We start from the raw sequence: 23,652 nt of genomic DNA on the forward strand, positions 1-23,652 counted from the left end.
ATGGGAGTTAACGGGATCGAACCGCTGACCCTCTGCTTGTAAGGCAGATGCTCTCCCAGCTGAGCTAAACTCCCTCGAGCTAAGCGACTTCCATATCTCACAGGGGGCAACCCCCAACTACTTCCGGCGTTCTAGGGCTTAACTACTGTGTTCGGCATGGGTACAGGTGTATCTCCTAGGCTATCGTCACTTAACTCTGAGTAATACCTACTCAAAATTGAATATCTATCAAATACCAAGAAAACCGTCCACTTTCATATTCTCAGTTACTTTGGATAAGTCCTCGAGCTATTAGTATTAGTCCGCTACATGTGTCGCCACACTTCCACTTCTAACCTATCTACCTGATCATCTCTCAGGGCTCTTACTGATATAAAATCATGGGAAATCTCATCTTGAGGTGGGTTTCACACTTAGATGCTTTCAGCGTTTATCCCTTCCCTACATAGCTACCCAGCGATGCCTTTGGCAAGACAACTGGTACACCAGCGGTAAGTCCACTCTGGTCCTCTCGTACTAGGAGCAGATCCTCTCAAATTTCCTACGCCCGCGACGGATAGGGACCGAACTGTCTCACGACGTTCTGAACCCAGCTCGCGTGCCGCTTTAATGGGCGAACAGCCCAACCCTTGGGACCGACTACAGCCCCAGGATGCGACGAGCCGACATCGAGGTGCCAAACCTCCCCGTCGATGTGAACTCTTGGGGGAGATAAGCCTGTTATCCCCAGGGTAGCTTTTATCCGTTGAGCGATGGCCCTTCCATACGGAACCACCGGATCACTAAGCCCGACTTTCGTCCCTGCTCGAGTTGTAGCTCTCGCAGTCAAGCTCCCTTATACCTTTACACTCTGCGAATGATTTCCAACCATTCTGAGGGAACCTTTGGGCGCCTCCGTTACCTTTTAGGAGGCGACCGCCCCAGTCAAACTGCCCGTCAGACACTGTCTCCGATAGGGATAACCTATCCGGGTTAGAGTGGCCATAACACAAGGGTAGTATCCCAACAACGTCTCCTTCGAAACTGGCGTCCCGATCTCTTAGACTCCTACCTATCCTGTACATGTGGTACAGACACTCAATATCAAACTGCAGTAAAGCTCCATGGGGTCTTTCCGTCCTGTCGCGGGTAACCTGCATCTTCACAGGTACTAAAATTTCACCGAGTCTCTCGTTGAGACAGTGCCCAAATCATTACGCCTTTCGTGCGGGTCGGAACTTACCCGACAAGGAATTTCGCTACCTTAGGACCGTTATAGTTACGGCCGCCGTTTACTGGGGCTTCAATTCATACCTTCGGATTACTCCTAAGCACTCCTCTTAACCTTCCAGCACCGGGCAGGCGTCACCCCCTATACATCATCTTACGATTTAGCAGAGAGCTGTGTTTTTGATAAACAGTTGCTTGGGCCTATTCACTGCGGCTGACCTAAAGTCAGCACCCCTTCTCCCGAAGTTACGGGGTCATTTTGCCGAGTTCCTTAACGAGAGTTCTCTCGCTCACCTGAGGCTACTCGCCTCGACTACCTGTGTCGGTTTGCGGTACGGGTAGAGTATGTTTAAACGCTAGAAGCTTTTCTTGGCAGTGTGACGTCACTAACTTCGCTACTAAACTTCGCTCCCCATCACAGCTCAATGTTATAGAATTAAGCATTTGACTCAATTCACACCTCACTGCTTAGACAGACACTTCCATTCGTCTGCTTTAGTTAGCCTACTGCGTCCCTCCATCACTACATACTCTAGTACAGGAATATCAACCTGTTGTCCATCGGATACACCTTTCGGTCTCTCCTTAGGTCCCGACTAACCCAGGGCGGACGAGCCTTCCCCTGGAAACCTTAGTCTTACGGTGGACAGGATTCTCACCTGTCTTTCGCTACTCATACCGGCATTCTCACTTCTATGCGTTCCAGCACTCCTCACGGTATACCTTCTTCACACATAGAACGCTCTCCTACCATACCTATAAAGGTATCCACAGCTTCGGTAAATTGTTTTAGCCCCGGTACATTTTCGGCGCAGGGTCACTCGACTAGTGAGCTATTACGCACTCTTTGAATGAATAGCTGCTTCTAAGCTAACATCCTAGTTGTCTGTGCAACCCCACATCCTTTTCCACTTAACAATTATTTTGGGACCTTAGCTGGTGGTCTGGGCTGTTTCCCTTTCGACTACGGATCTTAGCACTCGCAGTCTGACTGCCGACCATAATTCATTGGCATTCGGAGTTTATCTGAGATTGGTAATCCGGGATGGACCCCTCACCCAAACAGTGCTCTACCTCCAAGAATCTTTATGTCGACGCTAGCCCTAAAGCTATTTCGGAGAGAACCAGCTATCTCCAAGTTCGTTTGGAATTTCTCCGCTACCCACAAGTCATCCAAGCACTTTTCAACGTGCCCTGGTTCGGTCCTCCAGTGCGTCTTACCGCACCTTCAACCTGCTCATGGGTAGGTCACATGGTTTCGGGTCTACGACATGATACTAAAGCGCCCTATTCAGACTCGGTTTCCCTGCGGCTCCGTCTCTTCAACTTAACCTCGCATCATATCGTAACTCGCCGGTTCATTCTACAAAAGGCACGCTCTCACCCATTAACGGGCTCGAACTTGTTGTAGGCACACGGTTTCAGGTTCTATTTCACTCCCCTCCCGGGGTGCTTTTCACCTTTCCCTCACGGTACTGGTTCACTATCGGTCACTAGGGAGTATTTAGGGTTGGGAGATGGTCCTCCCAGATTCCGACGGGATTTCACGTGTCCCGCCGTACTCAGGATACTGCTAGGTACAAAGACTATTTTAAATACGAGGCTATTACTCTCTTTGGCTGATCTTCCCAAATCATTCTTCTATAATCTTTGAGTCCACATTGCAGTCCTACAACCCCGAAGAGTAAACTCTTCGGTTTGCCCTCCTGCCGTTTCGCTCGCCGCTACTAAGGCAATCGCTTTTGCTTTCTCTTCCTGCAGCTACTTAGATGTTTCAGTTCACTGCGTCTTCCTCCTCACATCCTTAACAGATGCGGGTAACAGGTAGTACCTGTTGGGTTCCCCCATTCGGAAATCCCTGGATCATCGCTTACTTACAGCTACCCAAGGCATATCGTCGTTTGTCACGTCCTTCTTCGGCTCCTAGTGCCAAGGCATCCACCGTGCGCCCTTATTAACTTAACCTTATTTTTTGACCTTTCAGTCATAAACTCTTTTAATACTACAGCGTTTCGGTTTATTTTCTTGTTACTATTTGATATAGATATTCAATTTTCAATGTGCATTACTTGGTGATCTCTCACCAATGGAGCCTAGCGGGATCGAACCGCTGACCTCCTGCGTGCAAAGCAGGCGCTCTCCCAGCTGAGCTAAGGCCCCACAAGACCTCTCAAGACTAAACAAGACCAATGTGCAGTTCCTTATCCTTAGAAAGGAGGTGATCCAGCCGCACCTTCCGATACGGCTACCTTGTTACGACTTCACCCCAATCATCTATCCCACCTTAGGCGGCTGGCTCCTAAATGGTTACCTCACCGACTTCGGGTGTTACAAACTCTCGTGGTGTGACGGGCGGTGTGTACAAGGCCCGGGAACGTATTCACCGCGGCGTGCTGATCCGCGATTACTAGCGATTCCGACTTCATGTAGGCGAGTTGCAGCCTACAATCCGAACTGAGACTGGCTTTAAGAGATTAGCTTGCCGTCACCGGCTTGCGACTCGTTGTACCAGCCATTGTAGCACGTGTGTAGCCCAGGTCATAAGGGGCATGATGATTTGACGTCATCCCCACCTTCCTCCGGTTTATTACCGGCAGTCTCGCTAGAGTGCCCAACTGAATGATGGCAACTAACAATAGGGGTTGCGCTCGTTGCGGGACTTAACCCAACATCTCACGACACGAGCTGACGACAACCATGCACCACCTGTCACCTCTGTCCCGAAGGAAAGCTCTATCTCTAGAGCGGTCAGAGGGATGTCAAGACCTGGTAAGGTTCTTCGCGTTGCTTCGAATTAAACCACATGCTCCACCGCTTGTGCGGGCCCCCGTCAATTCCTTTGAGTTTCAACCTTGCGGTCGTACTCCCCAGGCGGAGTGCTTAATGCGTTAGCTGCGGCACTAAACCCCGGAAAGGGTCTAACACCTAGCACTCATCGTTTACGGCGTGGACTACCAGGGTATCTAATCCTGTTTGCTCCCCACGCTTTCGAGCCTCAGCGTCAGTTACAAGCCAGAGAGCCGCTTTCGCCACCGGTGTTCCTCCATATATCTACGCATTTCACCGCTACACATGGAATTCCACTCTCCCCTCTTGCACTCAAGTTAAACAGTTTCCAAAGCGTACTATGGTTAAGCCACAGCCTTTAACTTCAGACTTATCTAACCGCCTGCGCTCGCTTTACGCCCAATAAATCCGGACAACGCTCGGGACCTACGTATTACCGCGGCTGCTGGCACGTAGTTAGCCGTCCCTTTCTGGTAAGATACCGTCACAGTGTGAACTTTCCACTCTCACACTCGTTCTTCTCTTACAACAGAGCTTTACGATCCGAAAACCTTCTTCACTCACGCGGCGTTGCTCGGTCAGACTTCCGTCCATTGCCGAAGATTCCCTACTGCTGCCTCCCGTAGGAGTCTGGGCCGTGTCTCAGTCCCAGTGTGGCCGATCACCCTCTCAGGTCGGCTATGTATCGTTGCCTTGGTGAGCCGTTACCTCACCAACTAGCTAATACAACGCAGGTCCATCTGGTAGTGATGCAATTGCACCTTTTAAGCAAATGTCATGCGACATCTACTCTTATGCGGTATTAGCTATCGTTTCCAATAGTTATCCCCCGCTACCAGGCAGGTTACCTACGCGTTACTCACCCGTTCGCAACTCATCCGCTCGGTGCAAGCACCAAGCTTCAGCGTTCTACTTGCATGTATTAGGCACGCCGCCAGCGTTCGTCCTGAGCCAGGATCAAACTCTCATTAAAAGTTTGAGTTCTCACTCATTTCTGTCACTGACAGATTTATTGTTTTTTCATTGTTCAGTACTATAACCTCAGTTATAGTGCCCTGCACATTGGTTCGTCTTGTTCAGTTTTCAAAGGTCTTTGTCACTCATTCTCTCAAGCGACAACTATATTAGTATATCACAGCTACCTGTCTCTGTCAACAGATTTTTAAAACTTTTTTCAAGTTTTTTTAGCCACAATACACCATAGTCCGTACGGGATTCGAACCCGTGTTACCGCCGTGAAAAGGCGGTGTCTTAACCCCTTGACCAACGGACCTTGAGCTTTTCAACTCTTTCTATTATACCTACTTTTTTACCTTTGTCAAGGACTTTTTTTCCTCTTTACCGAAATTCTGAAAAGATAAGGGAAAGAGCCAGTTAAACTGACTCCTTCTATTTATCTTGCCAATTGTTCCTCTCCCCACCAGTAAGGGATCAATTCGGCAACCTTAATTGTTTTTCTTGTTTCGTAGTCCATCATGAACTCTGCTTCTTTATTTTCAGTATTCAATTCTAAGAGAAATTCTCTGCAAGCGCCACAGGGCATACCTGATCCTTCGCCGTAGGGAGGTTTGTCTCGAAAGGCGAGGATTTTCTTAACTTTAGTTTGTCCTGAAAATTGATACATATTGAAGAGAGCTGCTCGTTCTGCACAGAGATGAAAAACGCCACAAGTGCCCTCCATACAAAATCCTGTGAAGATCTGACCATCTTCTGCTTCTACCGCGGCAACAACATGGTTAGCATAAACAAAGTCAGAAACTTCATGGGGATTGTATAAGGTTCGTGCTTCTTCATACATTTTTTCCCATGTATCCATCGGAAGTCCTTTTTATTTAGAAATCTCTTTGAGCATGTTTTCAATATGCTGGATTGACTTTTCACGTCCGAGTAAGAAAATGGTGTCTGGTAATTCTGGTCCATGCATTTCACCTGAAACGGCAATACGAATCGGCATGAAGAGGTTTTTCCCTTTGATACCTGTTTCTTTTTGAACTGCTTTGATTTGTGGGAAGATGTTTTCTGTCACAAATTCCTCATCTGTCATGGCTTCTAGTTTCGCTTTGAAGGCTTCTAGAACAACAGGAACGGTTTCTCCTGCCATGACCTCGCGCTCAGCATCTGTCAGCTCTGGGAAGTCTGAGAAGAAAAGGTCTGTCAATGGAACGATTTCATCCACTGACTTCATTTGTGGTTTGTAGAGTTCCACCAATTTTTCGGCCTTGTCAGTCAAGCGTCCTGCTTCTTCTAGGAATGGTTTTGCCATTTCAAAGATGGTTGCTAAGTCAGCTCTCTTGATGTAATCATTGCTCATCCAGTCCAGTTTCTTCTGGTCGAAGGCTGCTGGAGACTTGCTAAGGCGGTTTTCATCAAAGAGTTTAATCAATTCCTCACGAGAGAAGATTTCGTCTTCCCCACCAGGGTTCCAGCCAAGAAGGGCAATAAAGTTAAAGACTGCTTCTGGAAGATAGCCTTTTTTACGGTAGTCTTCGATAAACTGAAGGGTGTTAGTGTCCCGTTTAGACAATTTTTTACCCGTTTCAGAGTTGATGATCAAAGTCATGTGACCGAACTCAGGTGCATCCCAACCAAGAGCCTCATAAACCATGAGCTGTTTTGGTGTGTTGGCAATGTGGTCATCACCACGGATAACATGGGAAATCTGCATGTCGTGGTCATCGATGACAACTGCAAAGTTGTAAGTTGGATAACCATCTTTCTTTTGGATAACCCAGTCGCCACCGATGTTGCCACCTTCAAACTCGATATCACCTTTGACCATATCATGCCATTTGTAGATACCAGACTCATTAACAGCCAAACGGACAGTTGGGATAATACCAGCTGCTTCACGTTCTGCGATGTAGGCAGCTTTTTCTTCTTCGCTCATACCAAGATATTCATTGATGTAACGTGGTGTTTCGCCAGCTGCTTCTTGGCGTTCACGCTCAGCCGCCAACTCTTCTTCTGTGACGTAAGATTTGTAGGCTTTTCCTTCAGCTAGCAATTGGTCGATGTATTTTTGATAGAGTTCCAAACGCTCAGACTGGCGGTAGTTTGCATGAGTTTCTGGGCTCTCATCCCAATCCATACCCAACCAGCGAAGATTTTCAAGCTGTGAACGTTCTCCATCCTCAACATGGCGTTTACGGTCAGTATCTTCGATACGAATGATAAAAGTTCCACCATGATGGCGTGCGTAAAGGTAGTTAAACAATGCTGTACGGGCATTTCCGATGTGTAGTAGTCCTGTTGGACTTGGTGCGTAGCGTACGCGGATATCTTTTGACATAGTTTCTCCTATAAAGTCTCTAGGCGTCTGCCTTTTTGCTTTCTATATTATATCACAAGTCTCGCCTGAGTCCAATGTCTACGAATAAAGAGAGTAAAAAGAGTGGGCAAGCCACTCTTTTCTTCTATTATAGACGTGCGTTAAGCTCTTTGCTCAATTCTTCAAACCCTGGTTTTCCAAGAAGGGCAAACATGTTGCGTTTGTAGGCTTCAACACCTGGTTGGTCAAATGGGTTGATGGCATTCAAGTAACCTGAAAGGGCAATTGCCAATTCGAAGAAGTAGATAGTGTAACCAAGAGTGAAAGCGTCTTGCTCTGGAAGAGTCACGTACATGTTTGGCACATCACCGTCAGTGTGGGCAAGAAGAACACCGTCAGTTGCTTTTTTGTTTACAAAGTCAACGTCTTTTCCTTGAAGGTAACCAAGTCCATCAAGGTCTTCTTCCAAAGTAGGGATAATCACGTTCTTACGTGGTTTGTCAACACGGACAACTGTTTCAAACATGATACGAGTTCCTTCTTGGATAAATTGACCCAATGAGTGCAAGTCAGTTGAGAAGTTTGCTGAAGTTGGGTAAATTCCTTTTTGGTCTTTCCCTTCTGACTCACCAGCCAATTGTTTCCACCATTCTGAGAAGTATTGAAGTGATGGTTCGTAGTTTACCAAGATTTCAGTAGCGTAGCCTTTACGGTAAAGGATGTTACGAACTGCTGCGTATTGGTAAGCTTCATTTTCAGCAATCTTGTCTGAAGTGTAGTCTTTACGAGCTGCGTTCGCACCTTCCATAAGGGCTTTGATGTCTGCACCTGATGCTGCGATTGGAAGCAAACCAACTGCTGTCAATACTGAAAAGCGTCCACCGATGTCATCTGGAACCACAAATGTTTCCCAACCGTTGGCATCTGCTTCAACCTTGACAGCACCTTTTTGGCGGTCAGTTGTTGCGTAGATACGTTTGTTAGCTTCTTCTTGACCGTATTTCTTAACCAAGAGTTCTTTGAAGACACGGAAAGCAATCGCTGGTTCTGTTGTTGTACCTGATTTAGAAATCACGTTTACTGAGAAGTCTTTGTCAGCTACGTACTCTACCAAGTCAGCAAGGTAAGTAGATGAGATTGAGTTTCCTGCGTAAAGGATTTGTGGAGCTTTGCGTTCTTCTTTTGTTTGCAAGTTCGCAAAGTGGTGGTTCAAGAAGTCGATAGCTGCTTTGGCACCAAGGTAAGATCCACCGATACCAATTACAACCAAGACATCGCTGTCTGATTTGATTTGCTCAGCAGCTTTCAAGATGCGGTCGAATTCTTCGCGGTCGTAGTTTTCAGGAAGGTCCAACCAACCCAAAAAGTCGCTACCAGCACCAGTTCCTTTACGGATCAATTCGTCTGCAGCTGTTACTTGTGCTTGCATGTATTCCACTTCATGTGGGGCAACAAATTTGTCTAAAACTTTTGAATAATCAAATTTAATATGTGACATGATAATCCTCCAATATTTCTTCTTTTCTATCATAACGCTTACCTTCGATTTTTTCAAGCTTTTTTATTGAATTTGCCCAATTTTTATCAGAATTCAAACGTTTGCGTAAAAATGCTAAAATATAAAAAATCTGAAAGGACGAATAAAAACGGCTAGAGACTCTAACCGTTACAGTTCATTTAATAAATACTCAAATAGTTCTAAATTGCCGTCTTCTTCATTGACCAGAAACTCTGGATGCCACTGCAAACCAATGATACGATGCTCGTCGATAGACTCAATCGCTTCGATGGTCTGGTCTCGAGGATCCACCGCTGTCACACGGAAATTAGGCGCCAGATCTTTAATACTTTGACGATGGACTGAGTTGACCTGACTTTCTTTGCCAAACAACTTAGCCACCACGCTTCCTTCCACTGTCTCAATAGAATGAGATGTTCCAAAAGGCAAGCCTTGCCAGTGACCCTCAATTTCTTGGTGGAGGGTGCCGCCAAAAGCAACATTGACCAGCTGAACCCCACGACAGATTGCCATAATTGGCTTATTCTGATGGAGTGCTTCTCTTAAGAGTGCCAATTCAAATTCATCACGAGCAAGGTTGTAATCATCGCTCTCGATGGTTTTTTTCTCTCCATAAAACTGAGGATGGACATTTTGCCCACCTGTCAAGATCAGTTTGTCGATCATTTCCACATAATCGCGAACAACGGACTCATCACCAACAGGAATCACTAAAGGGAGACCGCCGACCTGACGAATGCTCTCTGCAAATTTACAGGATACAGATGAGTGGATGTTTTTCCCTTCTGCATCTACAGGACATAGATTCGCAGCAACTCCTACAACCGTTCTAGCCATGATGTGTCTCCTTTCGATTTTCTTGCGACAGTCTTATCTTATCACTCCACCCCTTTCCTGTCTAATATGTTTTTTTAAAGACCGTGATAAGTATTTTTTATGGACAAGAAAAAGCTGCCCAATAAGGACAACTTCTTTTTTATTCGAAGACAAATTGATTGTGATATAGTTCCGAGTAGAAGCCACCGAGCTTGAGCAACTCGTGATGATTTCCACGTTCAATGACCTCCCCATCTTTGAGGACAATAATCTGATCGGCATTGAGGATGGTCTTTAAACGATGGGCAATGACAAAACTGGTTCGTCCTGCTACAACCGCCTCCATGGCATGTTGAATCTTGCTTTCTGTTACGGTATCCACATTGGAAGTCGCTTCATCTAAAATTAGGACTTGAGGATCTGTCATCAAGGTCCGAGCGATGGAAATCAATTGTTTCTGCCCAGTCGAGAAGATATTTTGCTCATCATCAATAAGGGTATCATACTTGTCAGGCAAGCTTTCAATGTAGTCATGAATATGAGTTGCCTTGGCAGCTGCTTCGACCATTTCCTGACTGGCATCTGGCACACCAAAGCGGATATTGTCTCGGATCGTTCCACTAAACAAGACCGAATCCTGCAAGACAATCCCGACCTTGCTCCGCAGGCTGTCCAAGTCGTAGTCACGGATGTCTTTGCCATCAAAGCAAATGCTGCCTGCATCCACATCGTAGAAACGATTGATGAGGTTCATGATGGTCGTTTTCCCTGAACCAGTCGGACCGACAACTGCTATCATCTGCCCCCTAGGAGCTGAAATGCTGACATCTTTTAAAATCGGCTTGTCTGGCACATAAGAGAAATCAATGTGACTGATTTCAACACCTTCTCGCAATTCCGTAAAGGCAGGTGCATTTTGCGGACGAATCTCTTCTTCTGCATCGAACATTTCTTGGATACGATCCGCTCCAGTAAAGGCCAACTGGAGACTCCCCCAACTCGCAGCCACCTGGATAATTGGCTGGTAGTACTGCTGAGAAAATTGGGTAAACATGACAATCAAGCCTAGGGCTGTCGTTGTTTCGATACTTGGATCGTTCAGCAAGACCGCAGAACCTGCAAAAATAACGATGGCCGTATTGACCAAGCTCATCCCATTCATAACTGGAAAGAGGATGCCTGAGAACATTCTCCCTTTAAAGGTTGCCTTACGCACGCGCTCATTTTGCTTCACAAAGCCTGCTACGATGTCGTCTTGAATTCCTTGTACGATAACAGCTTTCTGTCCAGAAATACTCTCGTCCATGTAGGCGTTGAGTTTCCCAACCTCTTTTTGCTGGAGATTGGTGTACTTGCGGGCCATTTTCACAATGAAGACCAACATGAGAAAGGCAACTGGGGTGCTGGCTACTGTTATCAGGGCTAGCGTCACATTTCTTGAAAACATGACAAAAATCAAACCGATGTAAAGAGCAATATTGCTCATGACCTGAACTAGGCTTTCATTGAAGGCTTGAAGGATGTTATCCAAGTCACTCGTAAAGCGAGAGAGGATGTCACCATCCTGATGGCGGTCAAAGAAAGAAACCGTTAAACGAGAAAGTTTGCCAAAGAGGCCCTTACGCATCTCATTTGTTGACTCAGCAATCACACGGGTCATCAAGGTCATGTAAATCAAACTAGATACCACTAAGGCGAGGACAACCAGAGCTAGATTCAGCATCAGAGCTGACAAACTCTGCCAGGCTAGTTCGGAAGTCCCATTTTGATAAGCCAAAACTAGGTTAGCGAGTTCCGTCACTGCTTGACCTGAAAAAACTGGAAAGAGAGCTTGGGCAATCGTCGCAACTGCAACCATCAGAATCACAATGACAAAGGAGAACTTGTAAACTTTAAAATAATTCCAGAAAAATCGAACGGTTTTCATTTTATTCCTCCTTTCCCTTTTGTGTTTCGTAGATTTCGCGGTAGACAGCATTGCTAGCTACCAAGTCCGCATGCCTTCCTTCTCCAATCAAACGCCCTTGGTCCAAGACTAAAATCTTGTCTGCATGGACGACTGAACTGATCTTTTGAGCGATGATAATGGTTGTCGTCCCTTTCAGGTCTTTATTCAAAGCTTCCTGCACGAGTCTCTCTGACTTGGCATCCAAAGCCGAAGTCGAATCGTCAAAAATCAGGATACGGGGATTGCTGACAATCCCACGGGCAATGGACATCCGTTGCTTTTGTCCACCAGAAAAGTTGGTGCCACGTTCTTCAACCTGACTCTCAAATTTGTTTTCCATGCGCCCGATAAATTCACTGGCTTGGGCAATCCGTGCTGCACGTTCCATTTCTGACACGCTAGCATTTCCTTTCCCTTGACGGAGATTATCTGCAATGGTTCCGCTAAAGAGAATAGCACGTTGCAAGACAATGGAAACTGTTTTACGTAAGGTTCCCTCGCTGACGTCTCGAATATCCTTGCCACCAATCTTGATAGATCCCTCCTGTGGATCAAAAAGTCGTGGAATTAACTGAGCTAGAGTGGACTTCCCTGCTCCAGTCGCCCCAACCACACCGACCATCTGACCAGGCGCAATTTCAAAGGTTACATTCCTCAGCATAGGCTCATCATCATTGGGATAGGTAAAGGTCACATTTTCAAAAGAGAGACTTCCTTCTAACTCTTCGTCTGGGAGATCTTTAAAGGTCATCGCTGGCTCGGTATCTAGAATTTCGCGGATACGACGCAAGGAAATCATGGCACGACTGACAGAATTCCCTAAAAATCCAACCATGATGATGGTAAAGATAATCTGGCTGAGATAGTTGATAAAGGAAGCAATCGAGCCCACTACAGACGGATCTGACTGAGCCATTCCAGCCACCAACCAGATAGAGAGGAAGACCGCTCCATAGCCGACTAGCATCATAACGGGTTCTATAACTGAGAAGGCATAACCGATATAAAGATTTTGGCCGAGAAGTTCATCAGAAACATCGGTAAATTTGTCAAATTGTGCTTTTTCTTGTACAAAGGATTTGACCACGCGCACACCACGTAAATTTTCTTTGGCGATAGCATTAATCCGTTCAAGAAGGGTTTGAAACTTAGCAAATCGTGGCCCCATCATCCCCATCATGATGGCAGTTAGTGCAAAGATTAGGAGCACCATGAGGACAATAACCCACCAAAGTGACGGAAGAGTGTGAACCGCCAAGATAAAGGAACCAATAAAAAGAAGAGGGAGACGGAAGAGGATTTGAAAAGCCATCATCACCACGTTCTGAATTTGGTTGATATCATTGGTCATTCGGACGACAAGATTACCCGCATTAAACTGCTCAATATTGGCATAAGAAAAAGTCTGGATCTTGCGAAAAGCGTCTTCACGAAGGTCCGAAGACACTCCTTGAGCAATATAGGCAGCAAGTGTCACATTGACCCCACCTGCCACCAGACCGACTAGGGCTACTCCTATCAGCCAAGCGCCAATACTATAAATAGCCTCATTTTGACCAGCCAACAAAGCCTCTAACACCTCTTGCAGATAGCGCGGTTGCAAGAGCGAGCTCGCAACCATCAAGCCTGTCATCATTAGGGATGCCAAGGCCTGCCATTTATAGATTTTTATTTTTTTAATCAGCATATTTCCTCCTAATAAAATAGATAAAGGGAGCGACATCCTGCGTCAGCTCCTTCTCATTCGTTCATATTGATGCTATTCTAGCAAAAAAGAGGCATCTTGTCAAAGAAGTCTCCTTATTATAAATTAGTGCGCTTTCATCTACAGGTGATGCATGAAAAGGCTTTTTATGGTAAAATGAAAGGAAGAACTCTTACAAGGAGGAAAAGATGAAGAAACAAACCATCGCTGTCTTGGGTCCTGGTTCTTGGGGAACTGCCCTTTCGCAGGTCCTAAACGACAATGGACACGAGGTTCGAATTTGGGGAAATATTTCTGACCAAATTGATGAAATCAATAACCAACATACAAACAAACGCTACTTCAAAGATATCCTACTCGACGAAAAAATCAAAGCCTATCATGATTTAGAAGAAACACTAAAGGATGTGGATGCTGTTTTATTTGTAGTCCCAACAAAAGTAACGAGACTGGTTGCCCAACAAGTAGCAAAGGTGCTCAATCACAAGGTTGTCATCATGCATGCCTCCAAAGGATTGGAACCAGATAGCCACAAACGTCTATCAACTATTCTTGAAGAGGAAATTCCAGTCGATCTCCGTAGTGAAGTCGTCGTTGTTTCAGGACCTAGCCATGCTGAGGAAACGATTGTTCGGGATATTACCTTGATCACGGCAGCCTCTAAAGACCTTGAAACGGCCCAGTACGTCCAAAATCTCTTTAGCAATCACTACTTCCGTCTCTATACTAATACGGATGTTATCGGAGTTGAAACCGCTGGTGCTCTCAAAAACATTATCGCAGTTGGCGCTGGAGCACTACATGGTCTAGGATTTGGCGACAATGCCAAGGCGGCTATCATTGCCCGTGGCTTGGCTGAAATCACCCGTCTAGGGGTCGCTCTTGGAGCTAACCCTCTGACTTATAGCGGGCTTTCTGGAGTTGGAGATTTGATTGTAACGGGAACATCTGTCCACTCTCGTAACTGGAGGGCAGGTGATGCTCTCGGTCGTGGAGAATCCCTCGCAGACATCGAAGCAAACATGGGCATGGTTATCGAAGGAATCTCAACAACTCGAGCGGCTTACGAACTGGCTCAGGAATTGGGTGTCTACATGCCAATCACACAGGCTATTTACCGAGTTATCTACGAAGGTGTCAATATCAAAGAAGCAATCACTGACATCATGAGCAATGAATTTAAAGCAGAAAACGAATGGTCATAGACCTTTATAGAAAGGAACATCATGAAACAAAAAGTCAGAAAAGCAGTCATCCCAGCCGCTGGATTGGGAACTCGTTTCCTCCCAGCAACTAAGGCATTGGCCAAGGAAATGTTACCAATCGTAGACAAACCAACTATCCAGTTTATCGTTGAAGAAGCCCTCAAGTCTGGAATCGAAGATATCTTGGTTGTTACAGGTAAGTCAAAACGTTCCATCGAGGACCACTTCGATTCAAACTTCGAATTGGAATACAACCTCAAAGAAAAAGGGAAAACAGATCTTTTGAAGCTAGTTGATGAAACAACTGGCATGCGCCTGCATTTTATCCGCCAAACACATCCACGTGGTCTCGGCGATGCTGTTTTGCAAGCCAAAGCTTTCGTTGGAAATGAACCTTTTGTCGTTATGCTTGGTGATGACTTGATGGATATCACGGACGAAAAAGCTGTTCCACTTACCAAACAACTCATGGATGACTACGAACGTACCCACGCGTCTACTATCGCTGTTATGCCAGTCCCTCATGACGAAGTATCTGCTTATGGGGTTATTGCTCCGCAAGGCGAAGGAAAAGACGGTCTTTACAGCGTTGAAACCTTCGTTGAAAAACCTGCGCCAGAAGATGCTCCTAGCGACCTTGCTATCATCGGGCGCTACCTCCTCACTCCTGAAATTTTCCAAATCCTCGAAAACCAAGCTCCAGGTGCAGGAAATGAAATTCAGCTGACAGATGCAATCGATACCCTCAATAAAACACAACGTGTATTTGCTCGTGAGTTCAAAGGGGCTCGTTACGATGTCGGAGACAAGTTTGGCTTTATGAAAACTTCCATCGACTACGCTCTCAAACACCCACAAGTCAAAGACGACTTGAAAGACTACCTCATCCAACTCGGAAAAGAGTTAGCTGAGGGGGAATAGAAGAAAAACAAAGCTCTTAAATAAGGGCTTTGTTTTTTTGTTGAAGCTTGCAATAAAAAAGCCATCTTTGCAGATGACTTATTAGCAATCGAATCGGTGCTCGCTTTTAACTATTCCATCCCTACACATAGCTCATTCCCTTATAGCAAAGGAAAACAGCTAGTGCAATAAAAAGTACCGTTGCTCCGATTCGCTGGCTAGTACTGTACATCCTTCTCTCCCATTTGACTGGGAAGATGACTGCTAGAAAGGCACCGCCTACTGCCCCACCAATATGCCCAGCTAGGCTGATTCCTGGAATTAGAACACTTCCAATGATATTTATCACGAAAAGCGTCAGGTAGGATTGCCCCAACTGCTGAATATAGGGGTTGCGAGTTGCGTAACGCAAGACGATAATCGCAGCAAATAGCCCGTATAGGGAAGTGGATGCCCCAGCAGCGACAACTTTCGGTGTGAAAGCAAACACAAAGAGATTACCCATCATTCCAGATAAGAGATAGAGAAAGAAGAACTGCTTAGAACCGAAAATCTCCTCCACCTGTCGTCCAAGAAAGTAGAGCGAAATCATATTGACAATGAAATGCTCCCATCCAATATGCACAAATATAGCCGAAAAAAGGCGCCATATCTGCTCAGGGAACAGGCGAATGATCGGTCCATACATGGCTCCAAACTGAAGCAGGGTATCTGCTCGTTCAAAATTTAAACCTGTAAGAACCAACATCAAGAGAAATACCAATGCTGTTACTAGGAGGAAGAAGCTAGTCACAGGATAACGTTTATCAAAGATTTCCTTCATCTATTAGCACCTCCTGGACGGGAATATCATGGTTTTCCGAGTTAAACTCCTGAACTTGACAAGGATAGATTGTACTCATGGTATGCCCAGCAAAATGTTCTAGATAGCGGTCGTAGTATCCTCCACCATATCCAATCCGATAGCCCTCTGTTGTAAAAGCCAAGCCCGGAACATGAATTAAATCAATCTGAGACGGTTCCACCACTTCCAAGTCTCCTTGCGGTTCCAGTAAACCAAAGGAAGTTTTTGCCAACTGCTGCGGATGATAGACCACAAACTCCATGCGCCCCTTGGGATAGGTTTTGGGTATCAAAACCTTCTTGCCGTCCTTCAGCGCCTGCTCAATCAGTTCCTGCGTTTGAAATTCATGAGGGAAGGAGAGATAGGTTGCGATGGTCTTGGCTTCTTGGTAAAAAGGGTGTTGTAAGAAACCCTCAGTTAAAACTCGATCCATAGCCTGTTTTTGCTCCTGAGATAAAGTCTTCATTTCTTGCAAAATTTTCTTGCGTAGTTCAGCTTTCATAGTCAATTCCTCTACTCTGCTGCCTTCTTTTTCAAGAAACTAGAGACCGCATCTACCCCAATGGCTAAGGCTTCTTCCTTAGGACTCATCTGAGGGTGATGAAGGGCGTAGGGACTATCGATACCTAGCCAGAACATAACTCCATCTACCTTCGAAAGGAGATAACCAAAGTCCTCACCAGTCATAGCAGGCTCGATATCAATCAACTCGATTCCGTCTTTCTCTTCAAAAAAGTCCATCAGTTCACGCGCCAAGGCTGGATTGTTCTCAACAGGTAGGTAGCCTCCTTGCTTGAGTTCTACTTCGACTTCCATATCAAAGGCTGCTGCAACCCCTTCTGCGACTGTCTTGACTCTTTTTTGTACCAAGAGGCTCATGTCCTGAGTCAAGGCGCGAATGGTTCCGTGTAAAAATGCTGTGTCTGTAATGACATTGTTGGTTGTTCCAGCTTGAAAAACGCCAAAGGTCACCACCGCTCCATCGATGGGATTAACATTGCGGCTGACAACTGACTGTACTTGGGTTACAAAGTAACTAGCAGCCACCAAGGCGTCATTGGCTTCATGCGGAAAAGCTGCGTGTCCTCCTTTTCCTTTGAAACGAACCTTCACCTCACAAGTCCCTGCAAAGAGTGTATGAGTGTTGGTCGCAATCTGTCCGACCTTCAGATCCGGACGAACATGGAGACCATAAAATTGGTCTGGCAACCAATTTCCAAAAGCACCATCCTCATACATGAGCATCCCACCAGCTTCATTTTCTTCAGCAGGCTGAAATAGGAAGAGCAAATTATTCTTGGGTTGTTCCTCCAGGGCGCGCTCGAGACAGCCTAAGGCAATGGTCATATGAAAATCATGGCCACAAGCATGCATGCGACCTTGGTGTTGAGAAGCGAAAGGCAGTCCTGTTTGTTCGACGATAGGCAGACCATCAATATCTGTTCGCCAACCAATAGTTCGCTCCGGCTGACTTCCCTGCAGGTAGACCAAAATCCCTGTTCGCCAAGTACGAACTTGAACAAAGTTCTTGCCCGTAGTCAATTTTTCAATCACATCCAGCAAATAAGCCTGAGTCTTAAACTCCTCCAAGCCAATCTCTGGAATCTGGTGTAAATCTCGTCTAGTCTGAATCAAATCTAACATCTATCGATCCTCCTTTTGATAGAAGAAAGAGGCTGGAAAAAGGGTTCCGCCTCTTTTTTACTTTTATAATTACAAGGTACGAAGCGCATCCTCAAGCGCTGTTTTTTGTTGGGTTTGTTCATCAATTTCTTTGATGATACGAGCCGGAACACCTGCCACTACCACGTTTTCTGGAACATCTTGGGTAACGATAGCTCCTGCAGCAACAACTGAACCACTGCCGATTTGAACTCCTTCGATCACCACTGCATTAGCACCGATAAGAACATTATCTCCGACACGGACTGGATCTGCGCTAGCTGGCTCAATCACACCCGCCAAAACTGCACCTGCACCAACGTGGCTGTTTTTTCCAACGATAGCACGGCCTCCAAGGATGGCACCCATGTCAATCATGGTTCCAGCACCAATTTCAGCACCGATATTGATAACAGCTCCCATCATGATAACAGCATTGTCACCAATTTCAACCTGGTCACGGATAATAGCACCTGGCTCGATACGAGCGTTGATTGCACGTTTATCTAGCAAAGGAACTGCAGAATTACGAGCATCTTGCTCGACAACGTAATCTTGATTTTCTACCAAACCTTCAAGAAGCGGAGCGACATCCTTCCAGTCTCCGAATAAAACATTTCCTAGTTTGACAACAGAGCTAGGCACAGCAGATGCGAGTTGCCCCTCAAAGGTTACTTTGACACTGGTTTTCTTTTCAGCATTGGCGATAAATTGGATAATTTCTTGAGCGTTCATTTTTGTAGCAGTCATAGGCGCCTCCTGGTTCGTTATAATGATACCTATTCTACCAAAAAAGGCTTCAAATTTGAAGCCTCAACTATCAAATAAGCATCTTTACTGGGCTTGTTTTGCTTCTTCTACAGATAAGAAAATCATCGGAACGATAATCAACACCATAGCCAAGGCCAAAAAACCATCCATGACCAATCCCAGAAAAAGAACACTTAATAAAGCTGAAGAAAGAGGTTCGCTAGCACTCACCACCGATACAACCAGCGGGGAAACGAGTGACACAGCCTTCATAGATAGGAAGAAGGCAAAAGCGGTGCCAAACACGGCAATCGTCAGACAAATCAGCACACTTACCAAATCCACTTGAAAACTTATCTGATAAATAGGGTATAGGAAATTACTAAAGAGTCCTGCCAAAATCATCCCCCAACCAACAGTGGGTACAAAACCATAGTGGCGGGCAAATCGTTGAGGCAAGATGACATTAAACATGACGCCTACTGCACTGAGCAAGCCTGTCACTAGAGCCAAAGGTGTCATGGACAACTGGGACAAGTCCCCTTTTGTGGCCATCAAAAAAACACCTAGCATGGCAATCAAAACATAGAGAATCGCTGTAATCGAAGCCTTCTTCTGGTAGACAATGCGATTGTAAAACAAAATAAAAACGGGGCTGATAAATTGCAAAATGGTCGCCGTCGTCGCATTGGAATACTCAACGCAGAGATAGAAGAAAAACTGCACAGAAAAAATACCTAGAATAGCATAGGCTAAAAAAGATAGATAATTTTTCTTATCACGCCAGATATCCAATAATCGAGTGCGCAACTGAAAGGCCGATAAGCCTAAAACCAAACTCCCCGCTACCAGTAAACGCATAGAAGTAATCCATCCAGAAGACACTGGATAATGAGTGAAAAAATACTCTCCTAAAATCCCACAGATCCCCCAGATTAGGCCTGAGAGTAGCGAGTATAGTGTTCCCTTAACAATCTTTTTCTGATAATGATTCATACTCCTATTGTAACACGAAACCAACCAAGAAAAAAGTAGCAACAAGGGGAAATTACTAACCTTGCTGCTACTCTATCTTAGCGATTAAACAGACGTGAACGTCCTGAAGAGCCACTCTGAGTATTTCCACTCGAACTTGTTGTTCCCGAACCGCTACTTGAGCTTGGAGAAGTTACTGCAGGAATACTTCCTAGAATATTCTTCCAAGCATTCTGATAATCTGCATCGCTTCCTCCAATAGCAAAGCGATAGGTGGTCACTGGGGCACCTTCTTTAGTAGCCCAGTAGCTCGTTACTGTTGATCCAGAAACTTCTATTTCTTTCCCATTGATGGAAACCTTGCCCGGTTTTTGCCCTGTAGATCGGAGAACTTGTGACTTGGTCACACTTGGATCCAGATTAAAGCGCTCATTCCCCCATATTCCAGGTTCAGCTTGTTGGATAGCATTGACCAAGTGGGCCATATAGTTGGCATTACGGTAGTGGCCTGCTCCTTTGGCTAGTGGTCGGTTGTCATCGTGACCTAACCAGCCACCCAAAGTCAAGCGAGGTGTAGAAAGCATGAGCCACATATTTTCATCTTCATTGGTCGTACCAGTTTTTCCGATCCAGTCAGCACGAGCTAGGGATGGATTGATAGTCGTCAAATCCGTCTGGAAACTTGAAGTAATCCGAGATGAAATAACATCGCGAAGCAAACTTTGCATGATGGTTGCTGTCGCTTTTGAATAAACTTGGACAGGCTCATCCTTGTGCTCGTATACCAGTCGGCCATCCGTTGACTCGATCTTAGCGATCATATGTTTCTTATGGTAAACTCCATTGTTAGCCAGAGTTTGATACCCGTTGGTATGCTGGGCAACTGTAACGTCAATCCCCCCACCCATCGGTAAACTTTCAATGCCATATTCTGGGATTTCATAACCCATTTTTTCCATATAGCCCTTGACATCAACGCCCTTCTCTCGAAGCGTACGATAAGTCCAGTAGGCTGGGATATTCCATGAGTAGTTAAGGGCTTCTCCCAATGTCATCATGCCTGTACCAGGACTATTGACATACATGATGGGATTCCCGTTTGAGAAGTTGGTAGGATAGTTTGACAAGATACTTGCACTTCCCATCAGACCTTGATCAATGGCAATACTGTAAGCCAATATCGGCTTAGTAGTCGAAGCAGGAGAACGCTTGGTATCAATAGCGTGATTGTTCTGATTTTCTTGATAATTACGGCCACCAACAAATCCAAGGATAGCTCCCGTTTGGTTGTCCATGAGGACATTCCCCACCTCAGGCTTGCCTGTCGAATCATCTAGCAGATAGCCGTAGGTCGCAACCGCATTTTGCATCGCAGCATGAACATTTTTATTGATAGTTGTCGTAATCTTATATCCACCATTTTCAATTTCCTTAGTGGCTAAATCACGATAGGATTTCTGAATGGACTCATTCTTTAATTCTTGCGCAGAAACATTATCTCGTTGGACGAGGTAGTCATACATACGATCAGTTGCTTCTGCCAAGGTTGCATAGTAGAGATAGTCACGCGAAGTACCACTAACACTACCTGATGGTAGGAAGTCTTTCTTAAAGTCATAATCTTTGTACTTATCGTAGTCTTCCTGACTTAGAGCCCCTGTTCGGTACATATTGTAGAGGACATCCTTGGCACGCTTAATTCCCAAAGCCATGTCCTCATCACTCTTCATGCTACCATCAGATTCATAAGGAGAATAACTGATTGGACTCTGTGGCAATCCTGCGATAAAGGCAGCTTGAGGGACCGTTAAATCCGAAGCATTGACACCAAAGATTCCTTCTGCAGCCTGCTGGGCACCTGCAATATTTTGGCCTTTATGATTGCGACCAAAAGGAGCTATGTTAAGGTAGGTTGTCAAAATCTCATCCTTACCCATGGCCCTTTCTAAAGCAAGAGCATCAATAATCTCTTTAGCCTTACGAGCTAGAGTTGGAGCATCCCCCACTACTTGTTGCTTGATGACCTGCTGGGTCAAGGTCGAACCACCACTAGACGAGCCTAGACCGACAAAGGTTCCCAAGGTCGCACGAATAACGGCCTTAGGCACAACTCCCTTGTGCTCATTGAAATGCTCGTCCTCTGTCGCAACAATGGCTTTCTTAAGGTTATCTGAGATAGCATCTGAAGCGACTGAAGTGCGCAACAAATCACCCTCGATCGAGGCAATGGTACTGCCGTCAGAATAAGTGATTTCTGAGATAGAGGCAATATCCTTCACTTGCTTGACCAACTCTTCTGCTTGAGGCACCTGAGCCTTGTCAAATAGAGCAACTCCATAACCCATAGCTACACCAGCGCCAAACAGTCCACCGATAAAACCTAAGATAAAGAGAGTGTTAAAGACTATTTTAAACCCACTCAAAACCTTAGCAAAATTAGATCCTGCCCTTCCAACTTTGTCAGAAGAGGTCCCCTTTTTACCGGTTTTCTTATTAGCCAGTTTTTCTGCTAGTCTTTTCTTCCATTTTGCAATTCGTTGCATTAGCTGCTGGAAAAAATGCAGCATTTTTGTTTTTAATTCATTAATTCTTTCTTTCATGAATGTCCTCGCTTTCTCTATTATACCATAAAAGGGAAACTTTCAATAAAATAGCCACTTTCTTCCCTATTCCACTAGGCTATTGTCCGAGTTTGTGATACAATAGGTAGAAACAATATTTTATAAAGGAGAAAAGACACATGCACATTTTTGATGAGCTAAAAGAGCGTGGTTTGATTTTTCAAACGACTGATGAAGAAGCTTTGCGTAAAGCCCTAGAAGAAGGTCAAGTTTCTTATTATACTGGCTACGATCCAACTGCTGATAGCCTTCACCTCGGCCACCTTGTCGCAATCTTGACCAGTCGTCGCTTGCAGTTAGCAGGTCATAAACCATATGCGCTCGTTGGCGGTGCTACAGGTCTCATCGGAGATCCGTCCTTCAAAGATGCTGAGCGTAGTCTCCAAACAAAAGACACAGTAGAGGGCTGGGTCAAGTCTATCCAAGGGCAACTTTCTCGTTTTCTTGACTTTGAAAATGGTGAAAATAAGGCTGTCATGGTCAACAACTACGACTGGTTTGGCAGTATCAGCTTCATTGACTTCCTCCGTGACGTCGGAAAATACTTCACTGTCAACTACATGATGAGTAAGGAATCTGTGAAGAAACGGATCGAGACAGGGATTTCTTACACTGAGTTTGCCTACCAAATCATGCAAGGGTACGACTTCTATGTCCTTAACCAAGACTACAATGTTACTCTGCAAATCGGTGGTTCTGACCAGTGGGGAAATATGACAGCTGGTACCGAATTGCTTCGTCGTAAGGCTGACAAGACTGGTCACGTGATCACTGTTCCACTCATCACAGACGCAACTGGTAAGAAATTTGGTAAGTCAGAAGGAAACGCAGTTTGGCTTAACCCTGAAAAGACTTCTCCATACGAAATGTACCAATTCTGGATGAACGTGATGGATGCTGACGCTGTTCGCTTCTTGAAAATCTTTACCTTCTTGTCACTCGATGAGATTGAAGACATCCGCAAAGAGTTTGAAGCGGCTCCACACGAACGCTTGGCACAAAAGGTCCTCGCTCGTGAAGTCGTGACTCTTGTTCACGGAGAAGAAGCTTACAAAGAAGCCCTTAACATCACCGAGCAACTCTTTGCTGGAAACATCAAAAACCTTTCTGTCAAAGAACTCAAACAAGGACTTCGTGGAGTGCCAAACTACCAAGTAAAAGCAGACGAAAACCACAATATCGTGGAACTCCTCGTGTCATCTGGTGTGGTCAATTCAAAACGCCAAGCCCGTGAAGACGTCCAAAACGGAGCTATCTACGTCAACGGCGACCGTATCCAAGACCTTGACTATGTCTTGAGTGACGCAGATAAGTTAGAAAACGAACTCACTGTTATCCGCCGCGGGAAGAAGAAATACTTTGTGTTGACTTACTAAATTGTTAAACATTTACCTATAAACAAAGGAGTTACCCTCGAGAAAGGTAACTCCTTTTTGCTGTGAA

The 23,652-nt window shown here is 45.3% G+C and carries 15 protein-coding genes, 3 tRNA genes and 3 rRNA genes; 3 read left to right on the forward strand and 18 right to left on the reverse strand.

What is annotated here, in order from left to right; translation table 11 throughout:
* Position 1: 1 nt before the first annotated feature.
* The 12 genes from ACT17O_RS00005 to ACT17O_RS00060 all read right to left on the reverse strand — a co-directional run bounded on the left by ACT17O_RS00005 (position 2) and on the right by ACT17O_RS00060 (position 13,234).
* A tRNA-Val gene (locus ACT17O_RS00005) sits at positions 2–74 on the reverse strand.
* 4 nt (positions 75–78) lie between these two features.
* Positions 79–194, reverse strand: a 5S ribosomal RNA gene (gene rrf / locus ACT17O_RS00010).
* Between the two features lie 77 nt (positions 195–271).
* Positions 272–3,174: ribosomal RNA gene (locus ACT17O_RS00015) — 23S ribosomal RNA — on the reverse strand.
* A 122-nt stretch (positions 3,175–3,296) separates the two neighbouring features.
* Positions 3,297–3,369: transfer RNA gene (locus ACT17O_RS00020), tRNA-Ala, on the reverse strand.
* 51 nt (positions 3,370–3,420) lie between these two features.
* Positions 3,421–4,969, reverse strand: a 16S ribosomal RNA gene (locus ACT17O_RS00025).
* The 16S, 23S and 5S rRNA genes sit together here with 3 tRNA genes alongside, the layout of an rRNA operon.
* A 228-nt stretch (positions 4,970–5,197) precedes the next feature.
* A tRNA-Glu gene (locus ACT17O_RS00030) sits at positions 5,198–5,269 on the reverse strand.
* 120 nt (positions 5,270–5,389) lie between these two features.
* Positions 5,390–5,812: a cytidine deaminase family protein gene (locus ACT17O_RS00035; protein ID WP_444817483.1), complete on the reverse strand. Its 423-nt coding sequence runs from the start codon at positions 5,810–5,812 to the stop codon at positions 5,390–5,392.
* A gap of 12 nt (positions 5,813–5,824) precedes the next feature.
* Positions 5,825–7,285 (reverse strand): glutamate--tRNA ligase, encoded by a 1,461-nt coding sequence (gene gltX / locus ACT17O_RS00040; protein ID WP_444817484.1) that lies wholly within the window; start codon positions 7,283–7,285, stop codon positions 5,825–5,827.
* A 127-nt stretch (positions 7,286–7,412) separates the two neighbouring features.
* On the reverse strand, positions 7,413–8,762 hold the full coding sequence (locus tag ACT17O_RS00045; protein WP_000018244.1) for a glucose-6-phosphate isomerase: 1,350 nt from the start codon (positions 8,760–8,762) through the stop codon (positions 7,413–7,415).
* Positions 8,763–8,930: 168 nt separating this feature from the next.
* Positions 8,931–9,620: a gamma-glutamyl-gamma-aminobutyrate hydrolase family protein gene (locus tag ACT17O_RS00050; protein ID WP_000124768.1), complete on the reverse strand. Its 690-nt coding sequence runs from the start codon at positions 9,618–9,620 to the stop codon at positions 8,931–8,933.
* Between the two features lie 139 nt (positions 9,621–9,759).
* Entirely contained in the window at positions 9,760–11,526 is a 1,767-nt protein-coding gene (locus tag ACT17O_RS00055; RefSeq protein ID WP_444817485.1) for an ABC transporter ATP-binding protein, read from the reverse strand.
* Position 11,527: 1 nt separating this feature from the next.
* On the reverse strand, positions 11,528–13,234 hold the full coding sequence (locus ACT17O_RS00060; RefSeq protein WP_247955281.1) for an ABC transporter ATP-binding protein: 1,707 nt from the start codon (positions 13,232–13,234) through the stop codon (positions 11,528–11,530).
* 206 nt (positions 13,235–13,440) lie between these two features.
* Here ACT17O_RS00060 and ACT17O_RS00065 point away from each other — a divergent pair, with 206 nt between their 5' ends.
* On the forward strand, positions 13,441–14,457 hold the full coding sequence (locus ACT17O_RS00065) for an NAD(P)H-dependent glycerol-3-phosphate dehydrogenase (protein WP_084944784.1): 1,017 nt from the start codon (positions 13,441–13,443) through the stop codon (positions 14,455–14,457).
* A gap of 21 nt (positions 14,458–14,478) precedes the next feature.
* Positions 14,479–15,378 (forward strand): UTP--glucose-1-phosphate uridylyltransferase GalU, encoded by a 900-nt coding sequence (gene galU / locus ACT17O_RS00070; protein ID WP_000811022.1) that lies wholly within the window; start codon positions 14,479–14,481, stop codon positions 15,376–15,378.
* A 121-nt stretch (positions 15,379–15,499) separates the two neighbouring features.
* Here galU and ACT17O_RS00075 read toward each other — a convergent pair whose 3' ends face one another.
* From ACT17O_RS00075 to pbp1b, 6 genes are all read right to left on the reverse strand, one after another.
* Entirely contained in the window at positions 15,500–16,180 is a 681-nt protein-coding gene (locus ACT17O_RS00075) for a rhomboid family intramembrane serine protease (protein ID WP_049505379.1), read from the reverse strand.
* Positions 16,164–16,703, reverse strand: coding sequence for a 5-formyltetrahydrofolate cyclo-ligase (locus tag ACT17O_RS00080; protein ID WP_084942587.1), 540 nt, complete (start codon positions 16,701–16,703; stop codon positions 16,164–16,166). The genes ACT17O_RS00075 and ACT17O_RS00080 overlap by 17 nt, the downstream gene beginning before the upstream one ends.
* Before the next feature lie 11 nt (positions 16,704–16,714).
* The gene (locus ACT17O_RS00085) at positions 16,715–17,845 is read right to left on the reverse strand and encodes an N-acetyldiaminopimelate deacetylase (protein ID WP_268721156.1); all 1,131 of its coding nucleotides are present in this window, start codon (positions 17,843–17,845) and stop codon (positions 16,715–16,717) included.
* 69 nt (positions 17,846–17,914) lie between these two features.
* Positions 17,915–18,613 carry a 2,3,4,5-tetrahydropyridine-2,6-dicarboxylate N-acetyltransferase gene (dapD, locus tag ACT17O_RS00090; protein ID WP_216734187.1) on the reverse strand — a complete coding sequence of 233 codons (699 nt, stop codon included), beginning with the start codon at positions 18,611–18,613 and terminating at the stop codon, positions 17,915–17,917.
* A gap of 84 nt (positions 18,614–18,697) precedes the next feature.
* Positions 18,698–19,609 carry a DMT family transporter gene (locus tag ACT17O_RS00095; RefSeq protein ID WP_444817486.1) on the reverse strand — a complete coding sequence of 304 codons (912 nt, stop codon included), beginning with the start codon at positions 19,607–19,609 and terminating at the stop codon, positions 18,698–18,700.
* Positions 19,610–19,686: 77 nt separating this feature from the next.
* Entirely contained in the window at positions 19,687–22,188 is a 2,502-nt protein-coding gene (gene pbp1b / locus ACT17O_RS00100) for a penicillin-binding protein PBP1B (RefSeq protein WP_444817487.1), read from the reverse strand.
* 140 nt (positions 22,189–22,328) lie between these two features.
* Between pbp1b and tyrS the strand changes: the two genes are divergently transcribed.
* Entirely contained in the window at positions 22,329–23,585 is a 1,257-nt protein-coding gene (gene tyrS, locus ACT17O_RS00105) for a tyrosine--tRNA ligase (protein ID WP_044020095.1), read from the forward strand.
* The last annotated feature ends 67 nt before the right edge of the window (positions 23,586–23,652 follow it).

The organism is Streptococcus sp. HJ1 (assembly GCF_052399005.1).
GTDB lineage: Bacteria > Bacillota > Bacilli > Lactobacillales > Streptococcaceae > Streptococcus.

Coding starts and splice junctions, on each gene's coding strand:
- ACT17O_RS00035 (WP_444817483.1), bottom strand. CDS start 5,812: ATGGATACATGGGAAAAAATGTATGAAGAAGCACGAACCTTATACAAT.
- gltX (WP_444817484.1), bottom strand. CDS start 7,285: ATGTCAAAAGATATCCGCGTACGCTACGCACCAAGTCCAACAGGACTA.
- ACT17O_RS00045 (WP_000018244.1), bottom strand. CDS start 8,762: ATGTCACATATTAAATTTGATTATTCAAAAGTTTTAGACAAATTTGTT.
- ACT17O_RS00050 (WP_000124768.1), bottom strand. CDS start 9,620: ATGGCTAGAACGGTTGTAGGAGTTGCTGCGAATCTATGTCCTGTAGAT.
- ACT17O_RS00055 (WP_444817485.1), bottom strand. CDS start 11,526: ATGAAAACCGTTCGATTTTTCTGGAATTATTTTAAAGTTTACAAGTTC.
- ACT17O_RS00060 (WP_247955281.1), bottom strand. CDS start 13,234: ATGCTGATTAAAAAAATAAAAATCTATAAATGGCAGGCCTTGGCATCC.
- ACT17O_RS00065 (WP_084944784.1), top strand. CDS start 13,441: ATGAAGAAACAAACCATCGCTGTCTTGGGTCCTGGTTCTTGGGGAACT.
- galU (WP_000811022.1), top strand. CDS start 14,479: ATGAAACAAAAAGTCAGAAAAGCAGTCATCCCAGCCGCTGGATTGGGA.
- ACT17O_RS00075 (WP_049505379.1), bottom strand. CDS start 16,180: ATGAAGGAAATCTTTGATAAACGTTATCCTGTGACTAGCTTCTTCCTC.
- ACT17O_RS00080 (WP_084942587.1), bottom strand. CDS start 16,703: ATGAAAGCTGAACTACGCAAGAAAATTTTGCAAGAAATGAAGACTTTA.
- ACT17O_RS00085 (WP_268721156.1), bottom strand. CDS start 17,845: ATGTTAGATTTGATTCAGACTAGACGAGATTTACACCAGATTCCAGAG.
- dapD (WP_216734187.1), bottom strand. CDS start 18,613: ATGACTGCTACAAAAATGAACGCTCAAGAAATTATCCAATTTATCGCC.
- ACT17O_RS00095 (WP_444817486.1), bottom strand. CDS start 19,609: ATGAATCATTATCAGAAAAAGATTGTTAAGGGAACACTATACTCGCTA.
- pbp1b (WP_444817487.1), bottom strand. CDS start 22,188: ATGAAAGAAAGAATTAATGAATTAAAAACAAAAATGCTGCATTTTTTC.
- tyrS (WP_044020095.1), top strand. CDS start 22,329: ATGCACATTTTTGATGAGCTAAAAGAGCGTGGTTTGATTTTTCAAACG.